Genomic DNA, 26,324 nt, shown 5'->3' on the forward strand with positions numbered 1-26,324 from the left:
TTGGTAATCACACTTTAGGTTGCCCTAACTTTTTGTTCGTAGCTAGCGGGTGTTTAGTTAAAACTGTGCATCTAAGTAATGTCTTACTTCGCGCAAGTTCACTACTAGCCCGAGCAACATAAAATCTAGCGCTGAGGACTCGCCAAACGCCGTATTCGGCTTATGAAGCCATTCATTAGCCTGCCTTTGCTCAGGAAACAGGGTCCCTAAATTTTTATAGATACCCACCATATAGGAAATTCGCTCTAATACATCATTTTCTAACGATGTTACCTCGCCGCATTTCCATGTTTCAAATACATCAGTCGCGGGGTTACCGAGCAAAATACGCTGCTTTTTTTCATCAACCTGCCACTTTTTCATGATGTTAAAGATCACTTTTAAAGCTAATCTATATGATTTTGGTGATTTTAAACTTACATTTGAGCTTAACATGTCGGATTTATGCCTTGTGATTGATACATTATTTATAGTTTAAATCTGAAATAGTCGCAGATAAGTTAGTCGATTTTTTTATTTAATTATATGTTGGGGGGGTTACTGTAACCAACTATCTGCTCATGGCACTTTTGCGTAGTTCGGCTTAGAGCGATCAGTTGTCAGTCGGATTATATTGCGATCTAATAATCAAACTGGTCGAATTCGACTATTTTAAAATCCCAAACTCAAATGGATCAAATCTTGAGGTCGCAAATTGTACACATTTGCAGTATGTTCCAAAATGGAACAACCTACTTAAATGTTCAACAAACGGTTAGTTCCTGATGCATAGACCTATAGACGCAATGGGGGCAAACAAGATCGTCAAACCAGCTTTTCGAGCGTCCAATATGACCGCTTTTGCCACTGAGCCGAACTTCGGCAAAGAGCGAGAAGCGGTCATTGAGCTTGGCTAAATATAGTCGTTACTTGATTGGTTAGACTGCTCTTTGCGCATATATTCATGAAAATGAGCGCTGCGCGCATGTTGGTTCTATTTAACTTTACTTTAAAGCTTAGAAAACATAGTTATAGTAATACCTTAGGTTATTTGTTAAAACTATATAATGTAGAAAAATGAGCGCTAAGTCGGTAGAAATATGCGCGATGAGCGCACTATTAAATTGTTAGCATTCAAACCGAGTATGGAGTAAAAATGAAGTATTTAGCCTTAATTACAGGATGTGTATTATTAACTGGATGTGCAACGGGCTATCAAGCTCATACTTGGTCTGGCGGTTATAAAGATAAAGAGTTAGGCGAAAACCATTACATGTTTAATACTATGGAAACGGCACAACTTCAACTGAAATGCTTAAAACCTTTTGGAGTAAACGTGCTTCAGAATTGTGTCCCAATGGTTACGATATAATGGGTGAAAATAAAGGTAAAACTGACGGTGGTATTTTTCTAGGTGGTATCACTTCTATAGATCACCCTTGGTTAAAAGCCGAAATTCAGTGCAAATAAATGCTAACAAGACAAATTAATAGGGACTGCTAACAGCTTGCTCGGTTCCACTTCGTTACACATTTTAGCAAGCTATTATCAGCCCGTTATTTGGGCGTTAGCTGCACTTAGGAGTAAATATGGCGAATGTTGAACAATCAGTTGCCCTTGTTGATATCGTTAAAGCAATTGGTCCATATATTGTTGCCGTCGCTGGCATGGCTTTTGGTTACGTCCAATCTAAAAAAGTTACTGAGATTGCTAAAAAGAAAGATGTCGAAATCGCCAACATTCAACAACGCTCGATTTTTAACATGGAACAGCTTAAAAATAGGAATGCAGCACTTTTAAAATTACAAGAAATCTATAGCCCAATGTTTGCTAGGGTCGAGTCTATATTTCATACATATACCGGGGTGGTAGCAGTCAAAAAATCGCCGACGGAGATTAGGTCTGAATTAGAAAAATTTGTAGCCGATAATGTCATTTCTTTCCCGGTTGATAGTCGGAAAGCAGTTTTAGCTGAGGCAATTGTTATTTGTCAGTTGTTGCAAGACCACAAAGCTTATGAAAATGCTGTTCGTTTAGATAATAAAATCAACGAAGCTTTGTCGTTAATGGATTTCACTGGTAATTCATCCGGTCCTGAACACACGGAAGTAGTCAGGAAAATTACACGTGAATATAATTTGCTTTATGTATCGCTATTTTATCGAGTTGGAGAATCGATCAAAGCAGCTAACAAATCAAGTAACGCGGATGCAGCAAGCTGCACCGGTTCTTGAGGCGTTAGCGACTAGGATAAATGATGGACCATTTAACAAGCTCAATAGCCCTCTCTTTAGAAACTAGAAATTGGCACGCTGCACTCGCGACAGCCTTAACTATTCCAGACATTTGCTCATATATTAATGATGGAGCACATACTAACGGTAAAAAGTATGCTGCTTGGTTTAATCAGTATGTTGGTAGCTTTTACAAAACAAATTACAGCGAATCTCAACTTCAGATGGTGTTGAAATACAGCACGAAAGAAGATTATGAAAATTTAAAAAAACAAACTAAGTTATCAGGTAACGATTGTTATGCTTTTAGATGTGCATACCTTCATCAGGGATTAGGTGACATCTCATCGCAACGTGCTAGAGAAATATTGCAGGGTATTAAATTTGTAGAGCCACATGGGCAAATGATCATGCATGGAAGTATTCTTAACAACCAACTTATTCTACATATCAACACTTTCTGCGAACATATGATTGCAGGAGTCGAGCAGTGGAGAGAAAACTTAGACACGGAGCAGAGTAATAGATTTAATAATTTCTTGTTGGTAAAAGATGTTTTTGACGTCGCGGGAGGTCGCTAACAAACGCATTAACCACTCGCTGCGCTCGCTAGGAACAAAAACACGTAGGCTGTAGAATTACTCTTTTTTAAGAAAAATAGCCAGTTTTATGGGTTCCAAATGCATTGCCTAATGCTTTGAACACGCTTAGAGTTAATTCCAGGAGCTCGTTTTTTAATTGAATGTGGCTGTTGGAGTTATTCTACAGCCTCGTTAGGTGTACATCATACTTGGAGGTCATATGGGTTATAAATTCTGGATTATGAGGGCGCTTAAAGTTTTTATCGGAGTGTTAATTTTACTTTTTATTGTTCAATTACTTAAGCAGCACACTATCGACGACTCTATTATATTTGCAGTTACATGGTCATTTATAACAACATTGGTATTTATTGGTTCAAGAATCTATCAATCCCGTAAAGGTGTAGAATGCGCTCTTTGCAATGACACACCGGACTCAGGTAATAAAAACACCTAACACATATGAGCCTTAACTCTGTCAATAGGCACTAGTATTTTCTTTGACCGTTTTTATAAATTAACGGCCAATTCAAAATCAACTCTAATTCAATAAGCAAATTCGTTTACTTCGTCGGCCGATGTGGCTGTTAAGCAAGTAGCTTACGGCAAACACATATAGGCGCGTTACGCAGTAATCGATTATTGCGAGCTCATCGCAGCCAGGTTTTTCCCATATCCTTTTGGAGTCGCTGGGGCACTACGACTAAATGGATTTAGAAGGTAGAGCGAAGCAGGATGCTAGAGCCGAGACATTCATCGGTTAACCTCATCATGGCACTATTCAAGGCGGCTGGTTTCATCATTGTGATCCAGTTAGATTTAGGTGCGTAACGCAGTTATCAAGTCAGGTGTAAGCGACTTTGTTTATTGTATTAATGCACGCGTACTGAGTGTCTAATCAAGGCAAGAGGTTTAGGTCTGTAGGCATATAATCAGGTTAAACCTTGTTGGTTATTAACTCACCCAATTGATTGATGCTCAGCCTTATATCCAGTTAGATGTTCAGCTGAAATAAAAGGACAGACAAAAATTTTTGCAATATTTACTTTTAGATAAAATAGAAGTAACCGATTGAATCAAAATAGGAACTCAGCTATGGTTAATGCATCAATAAAAATAAATTAAAACGAGTTAATCTACAGGCTCGTTATGTTTTAAGTGCTAAATTTTACTTCTAAATTAGCTATATAAGGGATTTTATAATGAAAACTGGACTTTTAGTTCTATTATTTATCGTAGCCTTTGGCGTATCTGCAAAAGACGTCATTAAACCAAGTGTTTCAGGCTTGTATCAAGTAGATAAAGTGAACCTTTTTATTGAATGTTATGGTGAAGCCTCCCCTTCAATAATTATCAATGCTGGCTTTGGTGGTACGGTTGAAGACGGAAACTGGAAGAAGGTAATACAATCACTTCACAAAAAAAATAGAGTGTGTATTTATGACAGAGCCAACTTGGGGAAAAGTGATAAATCGCAAGGCCATTATGATCTAGGCACTATTGTTGAGCATCAAAATGTATTGTTACAAAGGGCTGGAATTCAGCCTCCTTACGTAATGGTTGGACACTCTTATGGCTCATATCCTATTAAGTTATTTAATCACCTTTACCCTGAAAAGGTCAGCGCCATTTTACTTGTAGATCCTTCATTGTATGGCCAATTTAGAAGCCATATAAAAAAGTGGGATGCAAAAAATGACACATATGATGCTGATACCAAGAAGAATATGGAAGCTGAACTTGCTAGCTGGCATGGTGCTCCTGATAATCTAGAAAAAATTAATATGAGAACTAGTTCAACGTTCATTCAGCAAAGCGACGATTTTGGTGACACACCTTATGTATTACTTTGGAACAGAGACGCAATTTGGGTGCCTGCAAATCAAACTCCAGATAACTGGCATCCAGCAGTCTGGGAGCGTATTAAAAAGTCTTATTCTACCGAATTAAATAAGATGCAGACTTTATCTAAAGATACCAAAATTACATTTGCCACAACTCCAGAGCATTACATACAAAAACATGAACCAGAGATTGTTATCGCAGAGATTAATTATTTATTGAATAAACTTTGAAATGAGTAAGCAAAACATAACAAGCGCCTTAACTCCAACAATGTTAAGTTGTCATGGTTTTGGCAAACAACGCAAAGTCATGCCAACACATTATGTAATGGTCTAATTGGACTGATTTATATCTTTTTAGTAGGATTAATTAGAGTTGTTAAACGCGATAAAGATGGCTTAAGGCGCATTAAATGGGTGTTTATAAACCTTGTACTATTTAGCTTGTCCATATATCTCTATGTTAATCAATCCTTTCTAAAGTTTGGTGATATTACTGCGGCAAGTATTTGCTTGGCTTTTTTATCAGGGATTTTGCCAATAACACTTTTATTTTCTTTATGGATTTCTTTAAGAGGAAAGTTGCAAAGTAAGTTAATAAAATTGGATATTGCATCGATCATGATGTCTATACAATTTTGTTTAGTATTGGCTGCTTGGGGGCAGATATCCACTATATTTTGGCAATAAATTGAAGCGCTTTAACACATATGAGCCTTAACTCTATCAATAGGCACTAGTATTCTTTTTGACCGTTTTTATTCAGTGACGGTCAATTCTAAATCAACTCTAATTCAATAAACAAATTCGTTTACTTCGTCTGTTGATGGGGCAGTTAAGCAAGTAGCTTACGGCAAACACATATAGGCGCGTTACGCAGTAATCGATTATTGCGATCTCATCGCAGCCAGGTTTTTCCCATATCCTTTTGGGGTCGCTGGGGCACTTCGACTAAATGGATTTAGAAGGTAGAGCGAAGCAGGATGCCAGAGCCGAGACATTCATCGGTTAACCTCATCATGGCACTATTCAAGGCGGCTGGTTTCATTATTGGTAAAAGCATGAGCAGTTGACCTTGCGCGGACAAACGAAAGTGAATGCACAATTATCCTGACACAGGGTGCACCACAGCATCTAACATGCACTTTTTATTAGTAGGAAGTGCAATGGGCGGTTCATCTCCCATACAAAATGTGTTTATTGTTTTCAAAAAATAATTATGGTGGGTGTCAATGTATTTCAATGTTGGCCAAAACTAGTCGATCGTTACATGGTTAGTGCCTTACTGATATGGGCCGCATATCAGCAAAGCAAAATTTTTCATGGCATTACAATATAGGAATTAAACCTCAGAGGCTCTAGTTGCAAACCTCTGAGGTAGTTTATTAAGGGTTTACTGCCTCAGAGAAGCGTGACATTTCACTTACGTTGAGTGTACCTTGTTTACTATAGATGCCTACTTGGCGTTTATCTAAGTCATAAAGCCTAAAGGTTAGTGCTCTAAAATCATTGATATATGCGGTACCAAAGCCACTTTCTGGTTGTAAAAGAAGATCCACGGTTACCCCTTGTTGTAAATTGATAGGAACAGTAACTTGTGAGTCGATTCGACTTTCTGAAGTAGGTGCAGATTGCTCACCCAGTACCGCAGGTAATGCTGCTGCCCTGAATTCATCAGCTACAAGGTAAGCTAAGCTGTTGTCTGAGCCATCGTCATTATGAAGATCAATAAACTGTATAAAGGCTGTTTTCCCTATGAATTCTTCAACATCCCAGGTTGCCCATTGCATTGTTAGTTTATTATTCTCATCGGGTTGTGTATTTTTACCAGATTGGCTACGTACAACTTTACCGTCCACTATAAGCACAACTGCAGTTGCTTTAGGGTGGTCAAACTGATTTGAACCCCCACCTATCTTGAAATTAATATATTGCTGTGAGATTACAAATGACGGGCTATCCATTTTTCCTGTTGCTGAGTAACCTATCCACCCTAATGCAGTTCCATCTTCATCATAGCCATCTGCAAAGCTGGAAAAAACTCGTTCGCCAACGTTGTTGTTTACATCGGCCCCCCACCAACCTCCATCTAGTTTAGAGAAGTCTCCAGTTAGATTATTAAAACCGTGGGCTTGGAGGGTGTTATAACCGCCGCAGCAAAATTCAAAACCAGCTATATGCTGAGTCAAGTCTTCCTCTCGATTGAATAGAGGTTTGCCTTCTAGTTCAGGTGTGAGGGTGATGTTAGAGTTTGATTGAGTAAGTGAATCGCCGAAGTAAAAAGTAGCTGTTTCTGTGGCTGTGTTTATTTCTATACTAGCCGTTTGCGTAGTCTCTTCATAAGCGGGAAATATCAGACCAAATCGGTTGTCGGTATCTTCACTCGAAATACTAAAGTGAAGACGGTTGATTTTATTGTTACTACCTAGTAATACTTGATTACCTGGTGAGACCAATAGTGAATTATCATTATTGGTTTGTGCTGATTGGGTTTGTGCATTTTCATCTATTGGTGTTGCTAATGCGCTTAAGTATTGCTCAGGAATTGATACCGCTAGTTCTCCCGATTCTGTCATTGATACTTGATGAATTGCTAAGTCACCACCAAAATCAGCACTGCCTATATTTGAGCGGGTATTTTTATGGGCGACCCAACCAAACATCAGGGTTTGAGTAGGGGAGCTTGCAGTTCTTCCTGCGTAGTAAAATTCTCCATCTAGTGAAGGGTATCGACCAGGTACCCATGTGTCTTCATTCTTTACTAAATATTTTACATCGCGCTCATTATTATTTTGATCAGAGTAAATTATTGCTTGTCCGTTATTGAAGCTCACCCAATCAGGAACCTCAAAGTTAAGTGGTTTGTTTGCAGTATAAATCGGCTCTTGCGCTTCCCAAGTTTTGAGATCGCTCGAAGTATAAAGAGCAATAGCTGCATCTGCGTTATATCGACTAGTTAATAACATCCAATAGTTGTTGCTTTGTTTGTTATAAAAAACGTCAGGATCACGAAAGTCAAAGTCGCTATATGATCCTGTACCACTGAATGTGCTATTAACTTGTTTTTCCCATTTAGTCAGCGTGTTATCTGTTGCTTTTGCATGCATAACAGCTTCGACAGGAGAAAAATCGAGATTGTGTCCTGAGTAAAATAAATGAGCTACATTGTCTTTATCTTTAATAACACTACCAGATCCGGTCCATTGGTCTTGTGTTTGTGCATCTCCCGTCGCTTCTAGAACACGTTGTGGGAATGTACCATTAATTAGATCTGTGGTTCGGGTTAGATACCAATCATGAAATGCGGTATCAATTAAATAATAAATATAAAACTCACCGTTTAAAAATACAGGGTTAGGGTCTGCCATCGTTAATGGTAAAGGTATCGTGTGTTGATCCAGTTGGGTGACAATACTTTCACTCGACGGGTCAACGGCTGCATACTCTGATAATTTAAATTCATCAGCCATAATAAATGCAAGTGCAGTTTCGTCTGCAGTGTCATCCTGATCAATGATTTCAATAACAGCTGTTTCACCGATTAAGCTATTAACATCCCAAGTAAACCAATCGAGCTTATCTGATTGCCCGTTACCTGTGGCATGCCTGACAATTTTGCCATTTATTCGCAGGACAATTGCTGTCGCTTTTTCAGTATCAAATGGGTTTGTACCACCACCAATTAGAAAGTTTACATAGTCATGTGTAATCGTGAATGGGGGCGAAGAAAGTGTGCCGGTAGCTTCGTTACCAATCCAGCCTAATTGGCTCCCATCTGCTAAAAAACCATCGGCGCGGCTAGAAAAAACTCTCTCACCAACATGGTTTGTGATGTCTGCAGCCCACCAACCACCATCTAATTTGGCCATATCGCCAGTTGCTCTAAAGTCATGGTTTGCGTAGGTATTAAACTTACCGCAACAAAATTCAAAACCCGCAATATTTTGCTCAGCATTTGATACACGAGTGAATGCGGCTTGGCCAGTACTAGCAGGTGCGGTGGTTTTTTTTATTTTCTTTATCAACTTACTATTTTGACTAGGAACTTTGGCTGCACTGTCGGCTTGGCGAATTTCGTCGACTAATAAATATGGTAAGTCAGTATCTGAATTATCATCAGCATGATGGTCAATAAATTTAATTTGCCCTTCTTGAGAGCTAAACTCGCTGACATCCCATGTTTGCCAGTCAACTTGCATTGCAGTATTGCTTCCACTTGCTTGACGAACTATCTTATTATCAACAACAAGTGCAATTGCGGTTGTATTTGCGTCTGTTATGCCATTATTGCCACCACCAATTAAAAAATTGATATAGTTTGATTGTATTGTAAATTTAGGACTTATCATCGAACCTGTAGCGGAAAAGCCTAGTTGCCCAAGTGCTTCACCTTCTAAATCAAAGCCATCCGCAAAGCTCGAAAATACGCGCTCACCTAAATGACCTGAAATATCTGCAGCCCAAAAACCACCATCAAATTTAGAAAAATCACCTGTTAATTTATCAAACCCATGAGCTTGAAAGGTGTTATTACCACCACAACAAAACTCAAAGCCAGATAGTACTTGCTCTGTATTTTCAGGGTTGTAAAATAATGGTTGACCTTCGCTTTCAGGGTTGGAAGTTATTGGAATGTCATCTGTATTTGGTTCATCATCACTGTCGCTTTCATCTTTATTAATAACGTCAGCAGCGGTTTGTCCTTCTTCTAGAATGATCAGTTTGTAATCATCTTCTTGTTGGTTTTTGTGATCACCAGAGCAGGCTGTCGTTAAAGATATAAGTAACGCGAGCCCCGTTTTTTTCCAGCAAAGTGCTATGTCTTGCTTTGTTTTCATGCTTATTCCTCCACAACTATTATTGTTGTGTTTGTGTGTGTTTAAGTTATTGAATATATTGGTTAAAAACTTTATTTCCTTAACTTTTCTTATTGTTACAGAGTAATACTTTTAAAATAAACAACGTTGTCTTTTTTTAAGGTAGATGTTATCTTTATTTTTTGCAACATGTATTTTACACAATGGCTGTAATTGTGTATTTAAATACAACTTTTACTATTCGTGGCCATTTCTCCCTGATTTATCTAGAGGATATTGTTACGAATTTATAGTGTGAAAATTTATTTGGAAATGGTCTAAATAATAAAGGGAGCAACTCGGTGAGTATTGTAATAAGCAGCAAAAAGGCTGAAGAAATTAATTTAACATGTTTTGGAGAGGTACTGTGGGATTGCTTTGAGTCCGGTATGCGTTTAGGTGGTGCTCCTTTAAATATGTGCTTTCGTTTTAATTCACTAGGCCTGAAGGCACATATGATAAGTGCTGTTGGTAATGACAAATTAGGTGAAGCACTACTATCTGAGATTGAGCAAAAAGGGCTCTCTAAAGAGTTTATTTATGTTCATGAGTCTAAGCCAACGAGTGTGGTTGAAGTGAAGCTTGATCAGAGCGGATCGGCCAATTATCAGATTGTGCTTGATACTGCATGGGACAATATAAGTTTATCGCAACGAGTTATAGATAAGGTGCAAAGTGCAGATGTGTTTGTATTTGGTAGTTTAATTGCTCGAACAGAAAGCTCTATGAGTTCATTAGATCAACTTTTAGATTTGGCAAAATTTAAAGTGTTTGATGTAAATTTACGTGCACCTCACTATCAGTTAGAAAGCTTAATTAAGTTGATGAATAAAGCTGACTTTATCAAGCTCAATGATGAAGAGCTATATGAAATAGCAAAAGGAATGGGGTGTAAATACCATTCATTAGAGCAAAACTTAGCATTTATAGCAAAGCAAACCAACACAGAGTTTTTGTGCGTGACGAAAGGAAACCATGGTGCTTTATTATCGATTAAAGGTAAAAACTACTATAACTCAGGCTACCTGATCGATGTTGTGGATACTGTTGGTGCAGGGGATTCGTTTTTGGGGGCTTTAATTTATCAACTGTGCATTCAAAACGATCCGCAACAGGCAATTGATTTTGCTTGTGCTGCCGGAGCTATGGTTGCTCAGCAGCCAGGGGCAACACCAGATATAACGTATCAGCAAATCCTAGAATTTATTGAACCATGTTAGCGTATAGTGTTTTATTTCAAGTTATATACATATTTTTAACAAAATATTTTGTTATTTATATTGAATAGATGTTTTTTTAATGTTAAAAAGACAACGTTGTTTATTTTTATTGGGCCTGCCAAGCTAAACAACAAAATGTAAAAAGATATTTTTTTTGCACTAAAAAGACAACGTTGTTAATTTGACTGATGAAATCAACATTAAAAAATAAAATTAAAATGAGGACACACACAATGCTCAGATTTAGGAAAAACCAGCTTGCTGCGAGTGTTAGTACATTATTGTTAGGCTGTTGGCTGCCATCCAACAGCTTCGCTGCTGAACAACTGCAAGAAGAAGAGTCGGCCAAGATTGGTATTGAAGTTATTGAAGTTTCATATGGTTATGGAAGTGTTAAAAAACAAGATTTAACAGGCGCAGTGAGTACGGTTGACCTTGAAGATTTAGTAGACCAGCCTTCAGGCAATATAATGCAAAACTTGCAAGGGAGGGTGCCAGGTCTACAAATTACAACGAATGGTTCACCTGACTCTACTGCGACGGTACGAATACGTGGTCAAGGCTTAGGGCCACTTGGAAATAACGATCCATTATATGTTATTGATGGCGTACCAACTAAATCTGGAATGCATGAACTTAATAGCCATGATATTGCTGATATACAGGTGCTAAGAGATGCAGCAGCTGCAAGTATTTTTGGTGCTCGCTCTGGTAATGGAGTCATAATTATCACAACCAAAAAAGGGAATGAAGGGCTGGATTTCAATTTTTCAGTTAATCAATCTCAAGATGCCTATAGTTATGACCTAAATCCGCTAAATACCAAACAACGTGGGCAGGTTGTATGGCAGGCTGCTGTTAACGATGGTTCAGATCCAAATGCAGCGAGCCCATTATATAGCTATGATTGGAATGGTGACTACAATAACCCACAGCTAAACTCAGTAATATTGCCCACGTATACCGATCCTCAACAAGTTCAGCGTCCTGCTGACACTAACTGGTTTGATGAGGTCACTCGTACAGCTAAGGTCACTGATCTTAACTTTTCAGTTTCAGGTGGTTCTGAGAACGCCTCTATTTATAGTTCATTAGGTTACTTTAATTCAGAAGGTGTTGTTGATGGTTCTGAATTTGAACGCATTAGTTTTAGGGTCAATTCTGATTACCAACTAACAGATAAATTAAAAATAGGTGAAAATTTCACTGTAACCAATCAAGAGTCAAACCTAATCAATGCTAGAGCTGGTGAAATATTGGGTTTGGCTATAGAGCAACAATCTATCGTTCCTGTGTACAACGAGGTAGGTGGCTGGGGAGGACCGGTTCCTGGCGTAACTGACCGAGATAACCCTGTCAGAATTATCGAAATGAACCGTGATAATGTTAGTAGGTTCAATAAATTAATGGGAAATATTTTTGTTGAATATGAAGCAATAGAGGACTTAACGTTAAAAAGCTCTATCGGTTTAGACTACGGGCAATATTACTTCAGAAACTATACCCGTGCTTTTCAAGCAGGCTCACTAAATTATGGTGATCAGCTGTCAGTGACAGAAAATTGGAATAGTAGTTTTAGCTGGACTAATACCGCCGAATATAAGCTTGATTTAAACGAAAATCATTTTACGTTTTTGCTCGGTACAGAACAAATAGATTATGAGTATGAAGGGTCTGTTGGTTTTGGTTCAGGTTTTGCGTCTGATGATCGTGATTACGCACATTTATCACAAGCAACAGGTGATGTTCGTGTAGAAGGGGATGGTGATAAATGGTCTCTTAATTCTTATTTTGCGCGTATGGACTATAACTTTGATGACCGCTATTTAGCAGGCTTAACAATACGTCGTGATGGCTCATCTCGTTTTGGTAGTAATAATAGTTATGGAAATTTCCCAGCTATCTCTGCAGGTTGGGTGATCAGCAATGAATCATTCTATGATATTGAATTTTTATCTACCTTAAAGCTTCGTGCTAGTTGGGGCAAAACGGGTAATCAAGAGATACCTACCGATGCAACATACACAACGTATTTAAGTCGTTATGCAACACAGTCATTATTCACTGATCGGCAAGATGAAGGGACCGCTTATGATATAGGTGGTGCTAATGGCGGCACGCTTCCATCTGGGTTTGTAAAAGCACAAACAGGGAATGATGACCTAAAGTGGGAAACATCAACGCAAACAAACATTGGTCTTGATTTTGGTATGCGTTACGAAACCATATACGGCAGTATCGATTGGTTTGAAAAAACCACAGAAGATATTTTAACGTTAACCAATCCGCTTGCAACATTGGGCGAAGGTGCTCAGCAATGGGTTAATGGTGGCACAATTGAAAACTCTGGTTTTGAGTTTCTTATTGGATACGCCGACTATCTTACTTTTGATAGCTTAGATGGTGATATCGATGTCGATATTAGCTTTAACATTTCTTCGGCTAAAAATAAGGTTGTTTCGTTACCTGGAGACGTTGTGAATTCATTTGGTGGCAATGGTGTTGATAAAACGATTGTTGGTCATTCTATTAACTCTGTTTATGGTTATGTCGCTGATGGGTTATTCCAAAATCAAGATGAAATAGATGCTCACGCAGCGCAATCTGGGGCCGGTTTAGGTCGAGTTCGCTGGAAAGATTTAGACGGTAATGGCGTGATTGATGAAAACGATCAAAGCTTTTTCACCGATACTGATCCTGACTTTATGTATGGATTGAACATGAATTTCAAATACAAAAATTGGGATTTCAATATGTTCTGGCAAGGTGTTCAGGGAGGTGAGATACGTAATAGCTGGCGTGGGTTTACTGACTTTACATCATTAAATATAGGTTCTAACTACGGTGATCGCGTTCTTGATGCATGGTCAGTTAATAATACTGACAGTAATGTACCGGCATTAACTTTAATCGATAACAATGGTGAAGGCCGTCAATCAAGTTTGTTTTGGGAAGATGGTAGCTACCTCAAGCTTCGCAACTTATCTATCGGTTATACACCTGATGAACAGTGGTTAAATCAATACGGTATTAGTTCTGCACGAATTTATTTGCAGGGCAGTAACTTATTGACCATTACGCCATCGGGGACGCTAAGCCAAGATCCAGAAACTCCAAACGGCAACTTCCCAATTCCAAAACGTATCACGTTAGGCGTGAACCTTTCTTTTTGATTTATTAAAACGACAACGATACGAGCACATATTATGAATAAAATTAAAACTCTATTTACAGCAGCTACACTCGCGCTTTCTTTAGCATCGTGTGGTGGTTCTGATCTTGATGTTGCACCTTCTGGGGTATTAACCGAAGAGCAAGTTTCTAACAGTGAAAATATAGATGCTTTGGTCATTGCTGCCTACTCATATCTAGGCAATGATCATTATACTGCCCCTAACTTTTTATGGCCGACAGGAAACTTACGTGCCGGAGACGCTCACAAAGGCGGTAATGGACCTGGTGATATCTTTGCTTATCATGCTTTGTCTCTATATCAACCAATAGTGCCTGATATGGAGTCTTTCCCGCCAGATTTGATTGATTTGAACAATAAGAAATGGGTACGTAATTACACCGGTATTTCAAGAGCAAACTCAGCATTAGCGGTAATCGCAAATGCGCCAGATGCTATTGAAAACAGTGCTGCAAAACAATCCGAACTGCGGTTCATTCGCAGTATTTTCTACTTTGATTTAAAAATACATCATAAGCATATCCCGTGGATTGATGAAACAATGACTCAAGATCAAATTCTTAGCGCTACTAATCGTGAGCTGAGCGATCAGGAGCTATGGGATAAAATTGCCGCAGATTTTGAGTTTGCTGCAAACAATTTACCACAAACCCAAGAAGATGTAGGGCGCGCTTCAGCGTTATCAGCTAAGGCATATCTAGCTAAAACATTGCTCTACCAAGCGTATGAGCAGAATGAGCTACATGAAGTTATCAATATTAATAAAGATAAACTTGTAAAAGTAGTGGCCCTAGTTGATGAAATTGAAGAGGCTGGCGTCTATGGCTTATTTGATGATTACGCGAATAACTTCTTGTTTGAAAGTGAGAATGGTAAAGAGTCAGTTTTTGCTATTCAGCGCTCTCTAAATGACGGCTCTCCAGATGGACGTGGTAGCTGGCCGAGTGCATTAAATGCGCCAATGGCTGGTGGTTTTGGCTGTTGTGGTTTTCATGTACCAACAGAAAATTTTGTTAATGCGTTTAAAACAGACCAACAAGGCTTGCCGTTATTTGGCTCTTTTAACGACTTTAATTATGACATGACGACTGACTCAGTTGACCCTCGCCTAGATCACACTGTGGCAATGGAAGGTAAACCATTTAAGTATGACGAAAATTTGATCCATGGCGGTGATAGCTGGGCACGTGCCCCTGGTATATATGGCAACTTTACGGCAATGAAAGATCTTGAACACCCTGACTGTAGTTGTCGTGGTGAGAATGGCCCTTTTCCTATCTTTTCATTAAATACCCCACTCATTCGTTACGCTGAAGTATTGCTTTGGAAAGCAGAAGCATTAATTGAGTTAGACAGATATGACGAAGCATTGCCAATCATTAACCGTATTCGTGAACGCGCTAAACAAAGCACCGATAAATTGCATAACGCGAGTATTTATAACATTGGCTTATATACAAGTTTTGGTTCTAAAGAACAAGCAAGAGCAGCACTGCGCTTTGAGCGACGTTTAGAGTTAGGGCTTGAAGGACATCGCTTTTTTGACTTAGTGCGTTGGGGAATAGCAAAAGAAACTATTGATAGTTACTTGGCAATTGAAGCTGTACGTAAACCTTATTTAGTCGATGCTATTTTCACTAAAGGTAAGCATGAGTATTTACCTATTCCAAACCAGCAAATTATTTTAAGTGGTGGGTCGTACACACAAAACCCAGGTTATTAATAGTGGTGGGTTTCGGCCCACCTTTTAAGCTTTAAGTTTTAAGAGTGATTATGAAAAAAATTATTTACTGGTCAGTCACTGTTGCAGTTGCTGGTTTTTTATTCGGCTTTGATACTGCTGTTATATCCGGTGCGGATAAACCTATTCAAGCATTATGGAATACGAGCTCGTTATTTCATGGCTTATTTATTATGTCTTCAGCTTTATGGGGAACACTACTTGGTGCCTTAACTGGTAATTACCCATGCGATAAGTGGGGTAGAAAACCCACATTGATTTTAGTCGGTGTGTTGTTTTTAGTTTCGGCGCTTGGCTCCGCCATGGCGCCTGACGCATATAGCTTCGCCTTACTACGGTTTATTGGTGGCGTGGGAGTGGGTATTTCTTCAATTGTTGTACCTGCTTATATCTCTGAGATTGCACCTGCTAAGTACCGTGGGCGTTTGGTCGCGCTTTATCAGTTTCAAATTGTATTTGGTATTTTAGTTGCGTTTGTTTCTAATTTTTTAATTGCAGGAACATCAGCAATTGACTGGCGTTTAATGTTAGGCGTGGAGGCAATACCGGCCTTAGCTTATTTATTAATGATCATTAAGGCACCTGAAAGCCCACGTTGGTTAGTGCAAAAGAAAAACGAAAAAGCTAAAGCGCGTTCAATCTTAGTGACTTTAGGTGAACAAAACCCAGACCAAGTATTAAATGACATTGAACGCGACAAGTTACAAAACAGTCAATCAAAGCTATTTGGTGGTAGTTACAATAAGGCGGCTTTATTTGCATTTTTATTTGCCGCATTTAATCAATTATCTGGCATCAACTTTATTATTTATTATGCACCGCGCGTATTTGAACTTGCAGGATTGGATGTAAATCAATCCTTACTTTCAGGCGCTGGAATTGGCGTGGTTAACTTATGTTTTACCATGCTGGGTTTATCGTTGATTGATAAATTTGGCCGACGTTCGCTGATGTATATCGGCTCAATTGGCTACGTTATTTCCCTCTCTGTTGTGGCGTGGGCATTTAGTACTGACTCTGGAGGCTTAACGGTTGTAGCGTTTGTATTTGTGTTTATTGCCGCTCATGCCATTGGCCAAGGTACCGTTATTTGGGTCTTCATTGCAGAAATATTCCCGAACAAAGTACGTTCAAAAGGGCAGTCTTTAGGCTCCGGTACGCATTGGTTTTTTGCCGCAGCAATCACTTTACTTATGCCATTTTTCTTAGAACGTTTTAGTGCCACTGAAGTATTCACTTTCTTTACTTTAATGATGTTAGGGCAATTGATTTTTGTTGCGTGGTTTATGCCAGAAACAAAAGGACGTTCTTTAGAAGCAATTTCATTAGATACCAATAATAAGCATGGAGCATTAGATGCGAACCGTTAATTTAGTTTTAATTTCATCATTTTTGGCAGCATGTAGCATGACAAACCCAACTGAACAAACAGCCCTTAAGGGGGCAGATAAACCGAGCAAAGAGGTGTTTAGACCTGCTTTTCATTTTACTCCTGAAAAGCATTGGATGAACGATCCTAATGGTATGGTTTACTACCAAGGCGAATATCATCTGTTTTACCAGCATAATCCTGACTCATCGGTATGGGGGCCAATGCATTGGGGACATGCAATTAGTAAAGATATGGTTAATTGGCAGCATCAAGAAATTAAGTTGTTTCCTGATGAGCACGGTACTATCTTCTCTGGCAGTGCGGTGGTTGATTGGCAAAATAGCAGCGGCTTTGGCAGTAAAGAAAACCCACCATTAGTGGCTATATTTACCTATCACGATGATAAAAAGGCGGCACAAGGGGCGATTGATTTTCAAACGCAAGGTATAGCATATAGCACCGATAAAGGCCGTACATGGATAAAATACGCTAATAATCCAGTATTAAAAAACCCTGGGATCCGCGATTTCCGTGATCCTAAAGTAAGTTGGCATGAAGATACTCAGCAATGGGTCATGGTATTAGCGCAAGATGATCATATCGGCTTTTACAGCTCAAAAGATTTAAAAACATGGCAATTTGAAAGTAACTTTGGCGCTGATTGGGGAAGTCACGCAGGTGTATGGGAGTGTCCAGATCTTATTCGCGTGCGTATTGAAGGCACCGATGAATATAAATATGTTTTATTAGTGAGTATTAACCCTGGCGCGCCAAATGGCGGCTCTGGTACACAATATTTTGTTGGCGATTTCGACGGTGAAAAATTTGTGTTGGATAGCGATTATCAAAAAATGCTTACAACAACACCTGCCGTTTTCCCTCAAGGGCTTGATTTTTCTAACTTCAAAAATGGCTTAAAAAATTGGCAAGTATCGGGTGAAGCATTTCATATAGTAAATGATCAACCAGCAAATACCATTGCCAGTTCTTTTAAAGGCTCGGATGAGGCAATTGGTACCTTAACCTCAAAATCATTTGCGATTGATCATGATTTCATTAACTTTAAAATTGCAGGCGGAAAGCATCATAACAGTACCGCAATACAGTTGTTAGTTAATGGTGAAATAGTTAAAACCGCAAGCGGAAACAATACAGGTACAATGACCGAGCGTTCTTGGAACGTGAGTCAATTAAAAGGCCAGCAAGCTTATATTAAAGTGGTAGACAATGAACGAGGTGATTGGGGGCATATAAAAATTGCTGATATCGTATTTTCTGATAAAGCAGCAAAAGAAAAGTATGAACCGTCAATATGGCTAGACTACGGAACAGATAATTATGCTGGCGTGACTTTTTCTGATGCTCAAGACGGTAGACACTTATTTATGGGATGGATGAGTAACTGGCAATACGCAAACCAAGTACCGACTGAGGTATGGCGCAGTGCAATGACGATTCCCAGAGAATTAAAGTTATTACAAACGCCAGCAGGCGTGCGTTTGGCATCTCAACCTATCAAAGAACTCGATAGTTTACTGAGTAACACACAGCAAAAGGCAACCCTAACTGGCACAAATAGCTACCAGTTAGATGAGCTTTTTACTGTCGAACCTGGGCAATTTAAGGTGAGCTTTAGTTTATCAAACGCTGAGCAAGTTACTGATATTGTGCTTAGCTCTGATAAAGGTGAATACACTAAGCTGCAGTTAAACCCAGCTCAAGGACAACTTGTACTTGACCGTAGACAATCGGGTTTAAAAGACTTTGAAGATGGGTTTGCTTCTTTACAAACAGCGCCATTACAAAAAGGCCTTGAGTATTACGATGTTGAGATATGGGTAGATAAAGCGTCGGTAGAAGTGTTTGTAAATAAAGGGGTTAGCTCTATGACGTCGATTGTTTTTCCAACCTCTCCTTACAATAAAATACAAGTGAGTGCTGAGCAGCCTTTGTCGCTTAGTGACGTTAAGTTAAATAATATAGCAATAGAAAAATAACTTCCAAAATGACTCTATATTATTATAGAGTCATTAATCATTCTCTAAGGCTATGCGATATATGAGTAGCAATTATCGACTATTAAGTGTCATTTTGTTTGTTTATTTTATGGCATGGTCTTTTTCATTTTCATTATTTCCTATTTGGCTTAGTCAAGAAGTCGGCCTCAATAGTGCTAAAGTCGGGATTATCTTTAGCATTAATTCCATCATGGCTTTACTCGTGATGCCTTGTTACGGCATTTTGCAAGATAAACTCGGTTTACAAAAAACACTGCTTTACTTCATTGCATTTTTCATCATGTTGATTGGCCCGTTTGTAAGTTTTGTATACGCGCCACTACTACAAACGCAGTTTTATCTGGCTGCTATTTTAGGCGGTGCCGTTTTTTCATGTGCATTTTTAGCTGGAGTAGGAACGCTTGAAAGTTATATTGATAAACAAAGTCGCTCGACCAACTTTGAATTTGGTAAAGCTCGAATGTGGGGGTCACTGGGTTGGGCTATGGCAAGCTACTTTGCCGGTTTATCCTTTAATTTATCTCCTAGTTTAAATTATTGGTTATCAAGCATTGCGGCGGTTTGCTTAATGGGTTTTTTAGCCTTTGTTAAGGTCGCACAAAATCAGCGTGAAATAGCGCCTTCTCGAACTTTTTCTCCTGTAAAACAGCTTACAGCATTTTTTAAAATCGCAGGGCTTTGGCGTTTAAGTGTATTTGTGATCGGTGTTAGTTGTATTTATGCGGTATTTGATCAGCAATTTGCTATTTATTACACCTCTTTTTTTGACACCCCAGAGCAAGGTCGAGAGTTTTTTGGCTATTTAACTTCAGCGCAAGTTATTCTTGAAGCGGCTATTTTGTATTTAGCTGTTAAATGGGTGAATTATGTGGGCATTAAAAATTCGTTGCTGTTAAGTGGTGTATTGATGGCGATACGAATATATTGCTCGGGGATTGTTAGTGACTCTATCAGCATTAGTTTATTGAAATTATTACACGCCATTGAATTACCGCTGATGCTGATTGCGTTATTTAAATATATCAATATGCATTTTGATGCGCGCTATTCAGCGATGATCTATATCATTGGTTTTCAATTTACTACGCAATTGGTGGCGTCAATGTTAGCCGTCGCGGTAGGTGTTGTATATGATCATGTAGGCTTTGCGTTAGCCTACCAGTATTTGGGTTTGGTTATCTGTGTGTTTATTGTATTATCGCTTTTTACATTAAAAAAAGATGTTATTAAAACGAATCACGAGCAATCAATTTAAACGGTAGGCTGTGATGAACAATATCAGTACGCTGGTCTATGAGGTATTCCATTGCCCAACGTCCCATTGCATGATGGGGTAATGCCATGGTAGTTAAATTCGGTTGTAATAATTGTGGAATACTGCCCCAATCATCAAAACTTGCTATACCAATATCCTTACCAACGATCATTCCTTTATCATGCACAACAAAGTAAATTTCTAGCGCCATGGGATCTTGACCACAAATAATAGCATCAGGTTTAAACTCGTCTATTACTCTCGCTGCAGACTCTCTCGAAGTAGAAATCTCACTACCATCGGCTTGACCAATAATCACCGATTCAATGAGTAAATCATCGAGTGGTAAGCCGTGCTTTTTAAATGAATTTATAACGCCTTGTTTGCGACCTTTGGCTGCAATTATATGCTCATTTAAGTTTAAAAAAGCAATTCGGCGATAGCCTTTGCGTATTAATGCATCGGTAATATCTTCACCTGCTTGCTGTTCATCAGGGACTACACAAGGGAAATTATTCACAGCAGGAAAACAGTTAGCTAAAATTGTTGGTATTTTTTTTAGTTCATCAGCTACCACAACTTGGCGATGATACATTGCTGAATATATAACGCCCTCTACGCGATACTCTAAAAGGCTTTCTATAGCTCTGTCTATACTCGCTTGGGTTTCGTTAACATTGAGGATCAACAGTTCTTTATTTTTCTGCCACGCAATTTCTTGGGCACCACGAATAATATCAAAAGTATAAGGAACACTAAGCAGTTCATCAGCAATAATTGCGTAAATGTTTGAGTTTTTACGTCGCGTTAAACTTGCCGCACGATTAGGACGATAACCTAATTCTTTTATCGCTTTAAGAACCTTCTCGCGGTTAATATCTTTGACTGTTGGATCATTATTGACCACTCGCGATACAGTTTTAAATGAAACACCTGCGTGGACAGCGACTTGCTTAATTGTAACCATACTAGAATAAGACCCTCTGTGAATAAAAACAGTATAACAGCAGATTGCACTTTATTTATATGTTTTTGTTAAGGTTTGAGTTGTCGTTGTTATCTAAAGATAAACTTATTCAGAGGCTTACTTTTAAGTTATTGAGGCGAATTATACTCATGATGTAACAACATGGGTCAGATATAAAAAGGGCTGATACAAATTTTTTCAAAATTTACAGTAGCTATAAACTAGACACCTATTTAGGAGTTAGGTGATATGAAAGTAAAAGAGTTTCGTAAACATCAGAAGAATTTAAAATAAAACTAACATAGGTTTCACGAAACATAATCGGCTAGCCTGAGGTTTCTAACCTCCAGTTATCACACCATCGTTCATACAGGTCGCGAGCATAGTAGTGATAAATCAGCGTCCATTGAGCACCCAGCGAAAATAAAACCAAATATAGTATTTAAGTGTTGTAGCGCACAGAGTTGGGGAGCTTTATAAACTAGGCTTTAAATCTCGGCCTTTTACATTAACGTGAGAGGCGAGAACTCTGAGGCAACTATGCAAAATCCAACTCATGATAAAAAAGTAGATGATAAAAAGTCTGCTGAAACACTAAAAAAAGAAGCGGCAAGCAAGCGCGCAGCTTTAGAACCTGACACGAAAAAATCATACAGAAAACCCCAGCAAAAATAATAGAGTCGTTAATTATCTAACCAGTTTTCGCAAAGCATTATTTGAGCTTAATTAAGGATTGAGTGGCATTATCGACAGGTAGATTCGATAAATATACAAGGAGCTAGATAATAGATGTTCTCTACTATTTGTGGTTCTTCACTCGTTGGTGAGGGATCATATTCTTGTTGTTTAAGGCTACTGAGAGCGCTATGTCATTAATAACAGAAGACAAAAATAATGAAAGTAATGGTCTAATTAAACGGCTAGGTAAATATCAGTTGTGGCTTCCCAATGGCAAGTATAAAACCAGCTTTGTTATTTTAGCAGTGCTGTTTTGCTTTAGTGCTTTATACACCGCTTTGTTTACTGTACCCAGTGATTCGGTGGCGGTAGTATTAAGATTTGGCAAATTTAGCACTATTTTACCATCGGGTTTACACTTTAAACTGCCTCTTGGTATCGATAGAGTTCATATTGTGCCAATCAAACGCCAACTAAAACAAGAGTTTGGCTTTTCTACTCCCGGCGCAACCGATCCTAATCAAAATGTGACTATTAATAATAATATATTCTTTACTGGCAAGCGCCGTGACGTGCAGTTACGTAATCAATTGGGCGAAACGCAAATGGTGACTGGCGATTTAAATACAGCCCTTGTTGAGTGGGTGATCCAATATCGTATTGCAAATCCTAAAAATTATTTGTTTGAAGTGCGTGATCCTGCCGGTACCTTGCGCTATGTATCAGAATCGGTGATGCGAGAAGTAGTCGGCGATCGTACCGTTGATGAAGTTATTACCATTGGTCGTCAAGAGATTGAAGTTGAAGCACTGCGTAAGATGCAAGCATTAGCGAGTAAATATGTGATGGGGATCAGCATTGACCAAGTGCAGCTAAAAAATATTAATCCACCAAAAGCCGTACAAGCATCTTTTAATGAAGTAAACCAAGCGCAACAAGAAAAAGAAAAGCTGATCAACGAAGCGCGACGTGATTACAATCGCATTATTCCATTGGCTGAAGGTGAGCGTGACCAACGTATCCGTGCGGCTGATGGCTACCGACTAAAACGTGTAAATGAAGCGCAGGGTGATGCGCTGCGCTTTAACGCCTTATTTGCTCAGTTTGAAAAAGCGCCTGAAGTGACTCGAAAGCGTATTTATTTAGAAACAATGCAAAAAGTAATGCCCACAGTTAGCGAAAAAATCATCATTGATAGCAGTGCGCTAGATGTACTGCCTTTGCTTAATCTAACACCACTTAAAGGCCAGTGAGCATGAGACATTATCTATTGTTTTTTCTTGGTATTTTATTAGCATTTATTTTAGCGGCATTAAATAACGCTTTGTATACAGTTAACGAAGTAGAGCAAGTTATTATTACTCAGTTTGGCCGTCCTGTTGGCAACCCTATCACTGATGCGGGTATCAAAATTAAAATGCCATTTATTCAACAAGTAAACTCAATTGATAAACGTGTGCTGGAATGGGAAGGCACTCCTTCTGATATGCCAACTAAAGATAAGCTTTATATTTCAGTCAGTTTGTTTGCCCGTTGGCGAGTGACAGATGCATTACAATACTTTTTACGGTTAGGTGATGAACGCAGTGCACAATCAAGGCTCGATGATATCTTTGGCAGTGAAACACGTAATGCAGTTGCTAAACATGAGCTGATTGAAATTATTCGTACCTCTAAAGACCGCCAGCCTCTTCGCGATAAGCTATTGACTGAGGCCGAAAAGGCGCAAGATATCGGAAGTTTAGTACCAATACATATTGGTCGTTTGCTGGTGGAGCAAGATATATTTAATGCAGCGGCAGAAAAAGTCAAAGTGTTTGGTATTGAGTTACTCGATATTCGTTTTAAGCGTATTAATTATAATGAGAGTGTCCGCCCGAAAATTTATGAGCGAATGATCAGCGAGCGTCGGCAAATAGCTGAACGCTTTTTATCAGAAGGTAAAGGTGAAGCGGCTAGAATTTTAGGTAATCGTGAGCGAGATTTAAATAAAATTCAGTCAGAAGCATACCGCGCAGTAGAAGAGATCCGTGGTTTAGCCGATGCAAAAGCTGCGGCGATTTATGCCGACGCTTATAATCAAAATGCACAAGCGGTTGCATTTTATGCGTTTATTCGCTCATTACAAGCATATGAGTTGGTACTCAATGACAATACGACACTGGTATTATCAACCGACAGTGAGCTATTTAAGTATTTAAAAAACACCGATACACAACCAATACCAGGCAATAATTAGTCGCAGGTCACAGTGTAAATAGGAAGGTTAGTGAGATGACAGTAAACGCCAGCAAGCTGGCGTTTTGGGGGATGTTTTGTTTAATTGGTTGCCAGCTTTTTAGCTTTGGCTACTTTTGCCCAGTAACCCGCTAGTTCGTAATGTTGATATATAGCTGTTTCAAACTCGGGAGTTATTTGCAGGTTATAATCATACTCTGGCGCATCTTTTATTACTTGGCGGTTGAGATCAACGCTGATGGTATTGTCGAGCCAGCATACTTCGCTGATCCACTCTGGTGGCACGAGCACTTTATGTCCACCCCACCAATTACTGGTATCGATGATCAGATAACGCACCGCCCACGTTGTTTCTTCTACTAATAATCCAGAGACATGACCAATATCACCATCATTTGCATTAATATGATAGCCAATAACCTCTTTGCAACTGCGTAAATTTGGATCTGCTTTTTTATTATCTTCACTTTTAACATTATGGTGAGTTAGTTGTGCGCTGCGTGCACCTGCTTCTGTATGTGGGAGGTGTTGGTGGTCACGGTACAATAAATAAGGGTAAATACCGCCTCCCCAAAATCCTTCGCCTACCCAATAATAAGGGTAGCCATAATAATCGAGTAAGCTGGCCTCATTTTGCCGTGACACGGGTTTATCGTTATCGATAGTTGGGCTGTTTTTAACTTGTTCTTTACTGATCAACACAGGCAGAATTTTTTCTATCCAGTTTGGTTTTTGAACCGCAATTGGTGAGATCAAAACCTGACGGCTGGATAGCCAAGAACCTGTTTCAACAACAAAATAGCGGATCACCCATGCTAAATCATCGAATAGAAAATCTTTTTCTTTACCGATCACACCATCGGTAGCAGCGATAGCGCAATTTTCAAGATCTTTCATGCTACGTAACATAGTAGTTATCCTTTTTAATGGGGTCGACAGTATAAAGTGTTGGCGTGTTTTAGAGCTGATATTGAGGTTGCCAACTAGGCGATGATTTGAATGAACCGCTTTAGTTTTAGCTTATTTGCCGCGGTTGTCTGTGCGCTGCAGTACACAGTCAAATTAGCGAGTTAATTACATGAATGCAGTAATGACCAGTATGAATCGCTGCTTTTTATTATTGACACACAGTTGTTTTGAGTTCGATAACGAACAGAACGTTAGCCTCTTACATAATAAAGTGATGGTAGGTAGTGAAGAATACACTTTACCGCCGATGGTGATCGCTCCACTTAATACTGAGGATATCCTAATGGATAAATACTTTTCAAAAATACTATGTGTTGTTGCAATACTGATGGTTTCACAATTAACTGGTTGCTATAAATCCCCAGAAATTGCTGCGGAAAAGCCGCCAAAAAGTACGGTGGCTAACAATGTTTTAGATATCGATGTAACTACAAACGTTAAAATGGCTTTAATGAATGATCCTATTCTCAGAGCATTTAATATCGAAGTCATTACGAATAAAGGCGATGTGCGTTTAATTGGTATTGTTGATAGCCAAAGCCAAATTGACTCAGCAATGTTAATTGCCAAAGGTGCTGAAGGTACGCATGCTATTCATGATGAACTGACTGTGAAAAGGAGTTCGTTATGAAAGGATATCTAATCGTGGGGGTTATAACCGCTGTTTTTGCTGTTACAGCAGTTGCCCAAGAAGATGAACGCGAAGGCGAACACCATATGATGATGGGCAAGATGATGCATGATAAAGAAACATCGCATATGGAACCAAAAATGCGGCAAATGTTTTCGCTAATGCAACAGATCGAAAACGAAAATAATCCACAAAAGCGTGAGCAGCTAATGGAACAACATATGAACTCAATGCGTGCAAATATGCGGATGATAAACGACCTAAATGAAAGTGGTGATGATTCAGAGTCAGAAACTGAGGGCGATGAACGTATCAATAAAATGGAAGGTCAGCTGAGAATGATGCAAGTGATGATGGATCAAATGATGGAACACAGCAGCTACAGTGAAATGAAAATATTACAAAAACATAGAGATAAGTAACTAGGGCGTGTTGACCTTTTGTGATTAATTTTGCAGCAGTGTGTTTGGTATTTAGGCAAGGCAGAGCCTATGTAGTGTGGTTGTTCCCCATAAATAGGCGATAACGCAGCATCAATGCCAAACACG

20 protein-coding genes are annotated in these 26,324 nt (G+C 39.0%); 16 read left to right on the plus strand and 4 right to left on the minus strand.

Annotated features, from left to right (window positions below):
- Positions 1-57: 57 nt before the first annotated feature.
- Positions 58-363 carry an MbcA/ParS/Xre antitoxin family protein gene (locus H5182_RS13550; protein ID WP_259398306.1) on the minus strand — a complete coding sequence of 102 codons (306 nt, stop codon included), beginning with the start codon at positions 361-363 and terminating at the stop codon, positions 58-60.
- 401 nt (positions 364-764) lie between these two features.
- On the opposite strand from H5182_RS13550, the gene H5182_RS22375 reads away from it, so the two are divergent.
- From H5182_RS22375 to H5182_RS13570, 5 genes are all read left to right on the plus strand, one after another.
- On the plus strand, positions 765-896 hold the full coding sequence (locus H5182_RS22375) for a hypothetical protein (RefSeq protein ID WP_259398307.1): 132 nt from the start codon (positions 765-767) through the stop codon (positions 894-896).
- A gap of 239 nt (positions 897-1,135) precedes the next feature.
- Positions 1,136-1,351, plus strand: coding sequence for a hypothetical protein (locus H5182_RS13555; protein WP_182760173.1), 216 nt, complete (start codon positions 1,136-1,138; stop codon positions 1,349-1,351).
- A 217-nt stretch (positions 1,352-1,568) separates the two neighbouring features.
- Positions 1,569-2,213: a hypothetical protein gene (locus H5182_RS13560; RefSeq protein ID WP_182760174.1), complete on the plus strand. Its 645-nt coding sequence runs from the start codon at positions 1,569-1,571 to the stop codon at positions 2,211-2,213.
- 20 nt (positions 2,214-2,233) lie between these two features.
- Positions 2,234-2,794: a hypothetical protein gene (locus H5182_RS13565; protein ID WP_182760175.1), complete on the plus strand. Its 561-nt coding sequence runs from the start codon at positions 2,234-2,236 to the stop codon at positions 2,792-2,794.
- A gap of 1,202 nt (positions 2,795-3,996) precedes the next feature.
- Positions 3,997-4,869, plus strand: coding sequence for an alpha/beta fold hydrolase (locus tag H5182_RS13570; RefSeq protein ID WP_182718936.1), 873 nt, complete (start codon positions 3,997-3,999; stop codon positions 4,867-4,869).
- Positions 4,870-6,023: 1,154 nt separating this feature from the next.
- Here the strand turns inward: H5182_RS13570 and H5182_RS13575 are convergent.
- Positions 6,024-9,476, minus strand: a complete 3,453-nt coding sequence (locus H5182_RS13575) for a hypothetical protein (RefSeq protein ID WP_182760176.1) — start codon at positions 9,474-9,476, stop codon at positions 6,024-6,026.
- Positions 9,477-9,796: 320 nt separating this feature from the next.
- Between H5182_RS13575 and H5182_RS13580 the strand changes: the two genes are divergently transcribed.
- The 6 genes from H5182_RS13580 to H5182_RS13605 all read left to right on the plus strand — a co-directional run bounded on the left by H5182_RS13580 (position 9,797) and on the right by H5182_RS13605 (position 20,293).
- Positions 9,797-10,714, plus strand: a complete 918-nt coding sequence (locus H5182_RS13580; RefSeq protein WP_145242817.1) for a carbohydrate kinase — start codon at positions 9,797-9,799, stop codon at positions 10,712-10,714.
- Positions 10,715-10,947: 233 nt separating this feature from the next.
- Positions 10,948-13,887, plus strand: a complete 2,940-nt coding sequence (locus tag H5182_RS13585; protein WP_182732220.1) for a SusC/RagA family TonB-linked outer membrane protein — start codon at positions 10,948-10,950, stop codon at positions 13,885-13,887.
- A gap of 33 nt (positions 13,888-13,920) precedes the next feature.
- A complete protein-coding gene (locus tag H5182_RS13590; protein ID WP_145242822.1) occupies positions 13,921-15,630 on the plus strand; it encodes a RagB/SusD family nutrient uptake outer membrane protein in 1,710 nt (569 codons plus the stop codon).
- Positions 15,631-15,680: 50 nt separating this feature from the next.
- Positions 15,681-17,018 (plus strand): sugar porter family MFS transporter, encoded by a 1,338-nt coding sequence (locus H5182_RS13595; RefSeq protein ID WP_145242824.1) that lies wholly within the window; start codon positions 15,681-15,683, stop codon positions 17,016-17,018.
- Entirely contained in the window at positions 17,005-19,017 is a 2,013-nt protein-coding gene (locus tag H5182_RS13600; protein ID WP_182760177.1) for a glycoside hydrolase family 32 protein, read from the plus strand. Before H5182_RS13595 ends, H5182_RS13600 begins: the two co-directional genes overlap by 14 nt.
- 61 nt (positions 19,018-19,078) lie before the next feature.
- A complete protein-coding gene (locus H5182_RS13605) occupies positions 19,079-20,293 on the plus strand; it encodes an oligosaccharide MFS transporter (protein WP_145242828.1) in 1,215 nt (404 codons plus the stop codon).
- Here the strand turns inward: H5182_RS13605 and H5182_RS13610 are convergent.
- Positions 20,265-21,260, minus strand: a complete 996-nt coding sequence (locus tag H5182_RS13610; protein WP_182760178.1) for a LacI family DNA-binding transcriptional regulator — start codon at positions 21,258-21,260, stop codon at positions 20,265-20,267. The two genes, H5182_RS13605 and H5182_RS13610, sit on opposite strands and share 29 nt — an antisense overlap.
- Before the next feature lie 540 nt (positions 21,261-21,800).
- On the opposite strand from H5182_RS13610, the gene H5182_RS22380 reads away from it, so the two are divergent.
- From H5182_RS22380 to hflC, 3 genes are all read left to right on the plus strand, one after another.
- Positions 21,801-21,935, plus strand: coding sequence for a hypothetical protein (locus H5182_RS22380; RefSeq protein ID WP_257326201.1), 135 nt, complete (start codon positions 21,801-21,803; stop codon positions 21,933-21,935).
- A gap of 191 nt (positions 21,936-22,126) precedes the next feature.
- Entirely contained in the window at positions 22,127-23,191 is a 1,065-nt protein-coding gene (hflK, locus tag H5182_RS13615; protein ID WP_182732215.1) for an FtsH protease activity modulator HflK, read from the plus strand.
- Positions 23,192-23,193: 2 nt separating this feature from the next.
- Positions 23,194-24,177, plus strand: a complete 984-nt coding sequence (gene hflC, locus H5182_RS13620) for a protease modulator HflC (protein WP_182732214.1) — start codon at positions 23,194-23,196, stop codon at positions 24,175-24,177.
- Positions 24,178-24,257: 80 nt separating this feature from the next.
- On the opposite strand, the gene H5182_RS13625 is transcribed toward hflC, so the two are convergent.
- Entirely contained in the window at positions 24,258-25,085 is an 828-nt protein-coding gene (locus H5182_RS13625) for a PRC-barrel domain-containing protein (protein ID WP_145242835.1), read from the minus strand.
- 169 nt (positions 25,086-25,254) lie between these two features.
- Here H5182_RS13625 and H5182_RS22180 point away from each other — a divergent pair, with 169 nt between their 5' ends.
- Positions 25,255-25,776 carry a BON domain-containing protein gene (locus H5182_RS22180; protein WP_218939791.1) on the plus strand — a complete coding sequence of 174 codons (522 nt, stop codon included), beginning with the start codon at positions 25,255-25,257 and terminating at the stop codon, positions 25,774-25,776.
- The gene (locus tag H5182_RS13635) at positions 25,773-26,198 is read left to right on the plus strand and encodes a hypothetical protein (protein WP_182760179.1); all 426 of its coding nucleotides are present in this window, start codon (positions 25,773-25,775) and stop codon (positions 26,196-26,198) included. The genes H5182_RS22180 and H5182_RS13635 overlap by 4 nt, the downstream gene beginning before the upstream one ends.
- Positions 26,199-26,324 lie beyond the last annotated feature (126 nt).

Origin of the sequence: Pseudoalteromonas sp. SG44-17, from assembly GCF_014164235.1 — a bacterium.
Classification (GTDB): Bacteria; Pseudomonadota; Gammaproteobacteria; order Enterobacterales; family Alteromonadaceae; genus Pseudoalteromonas; species Pseudoalteromonas rhizosphaerae.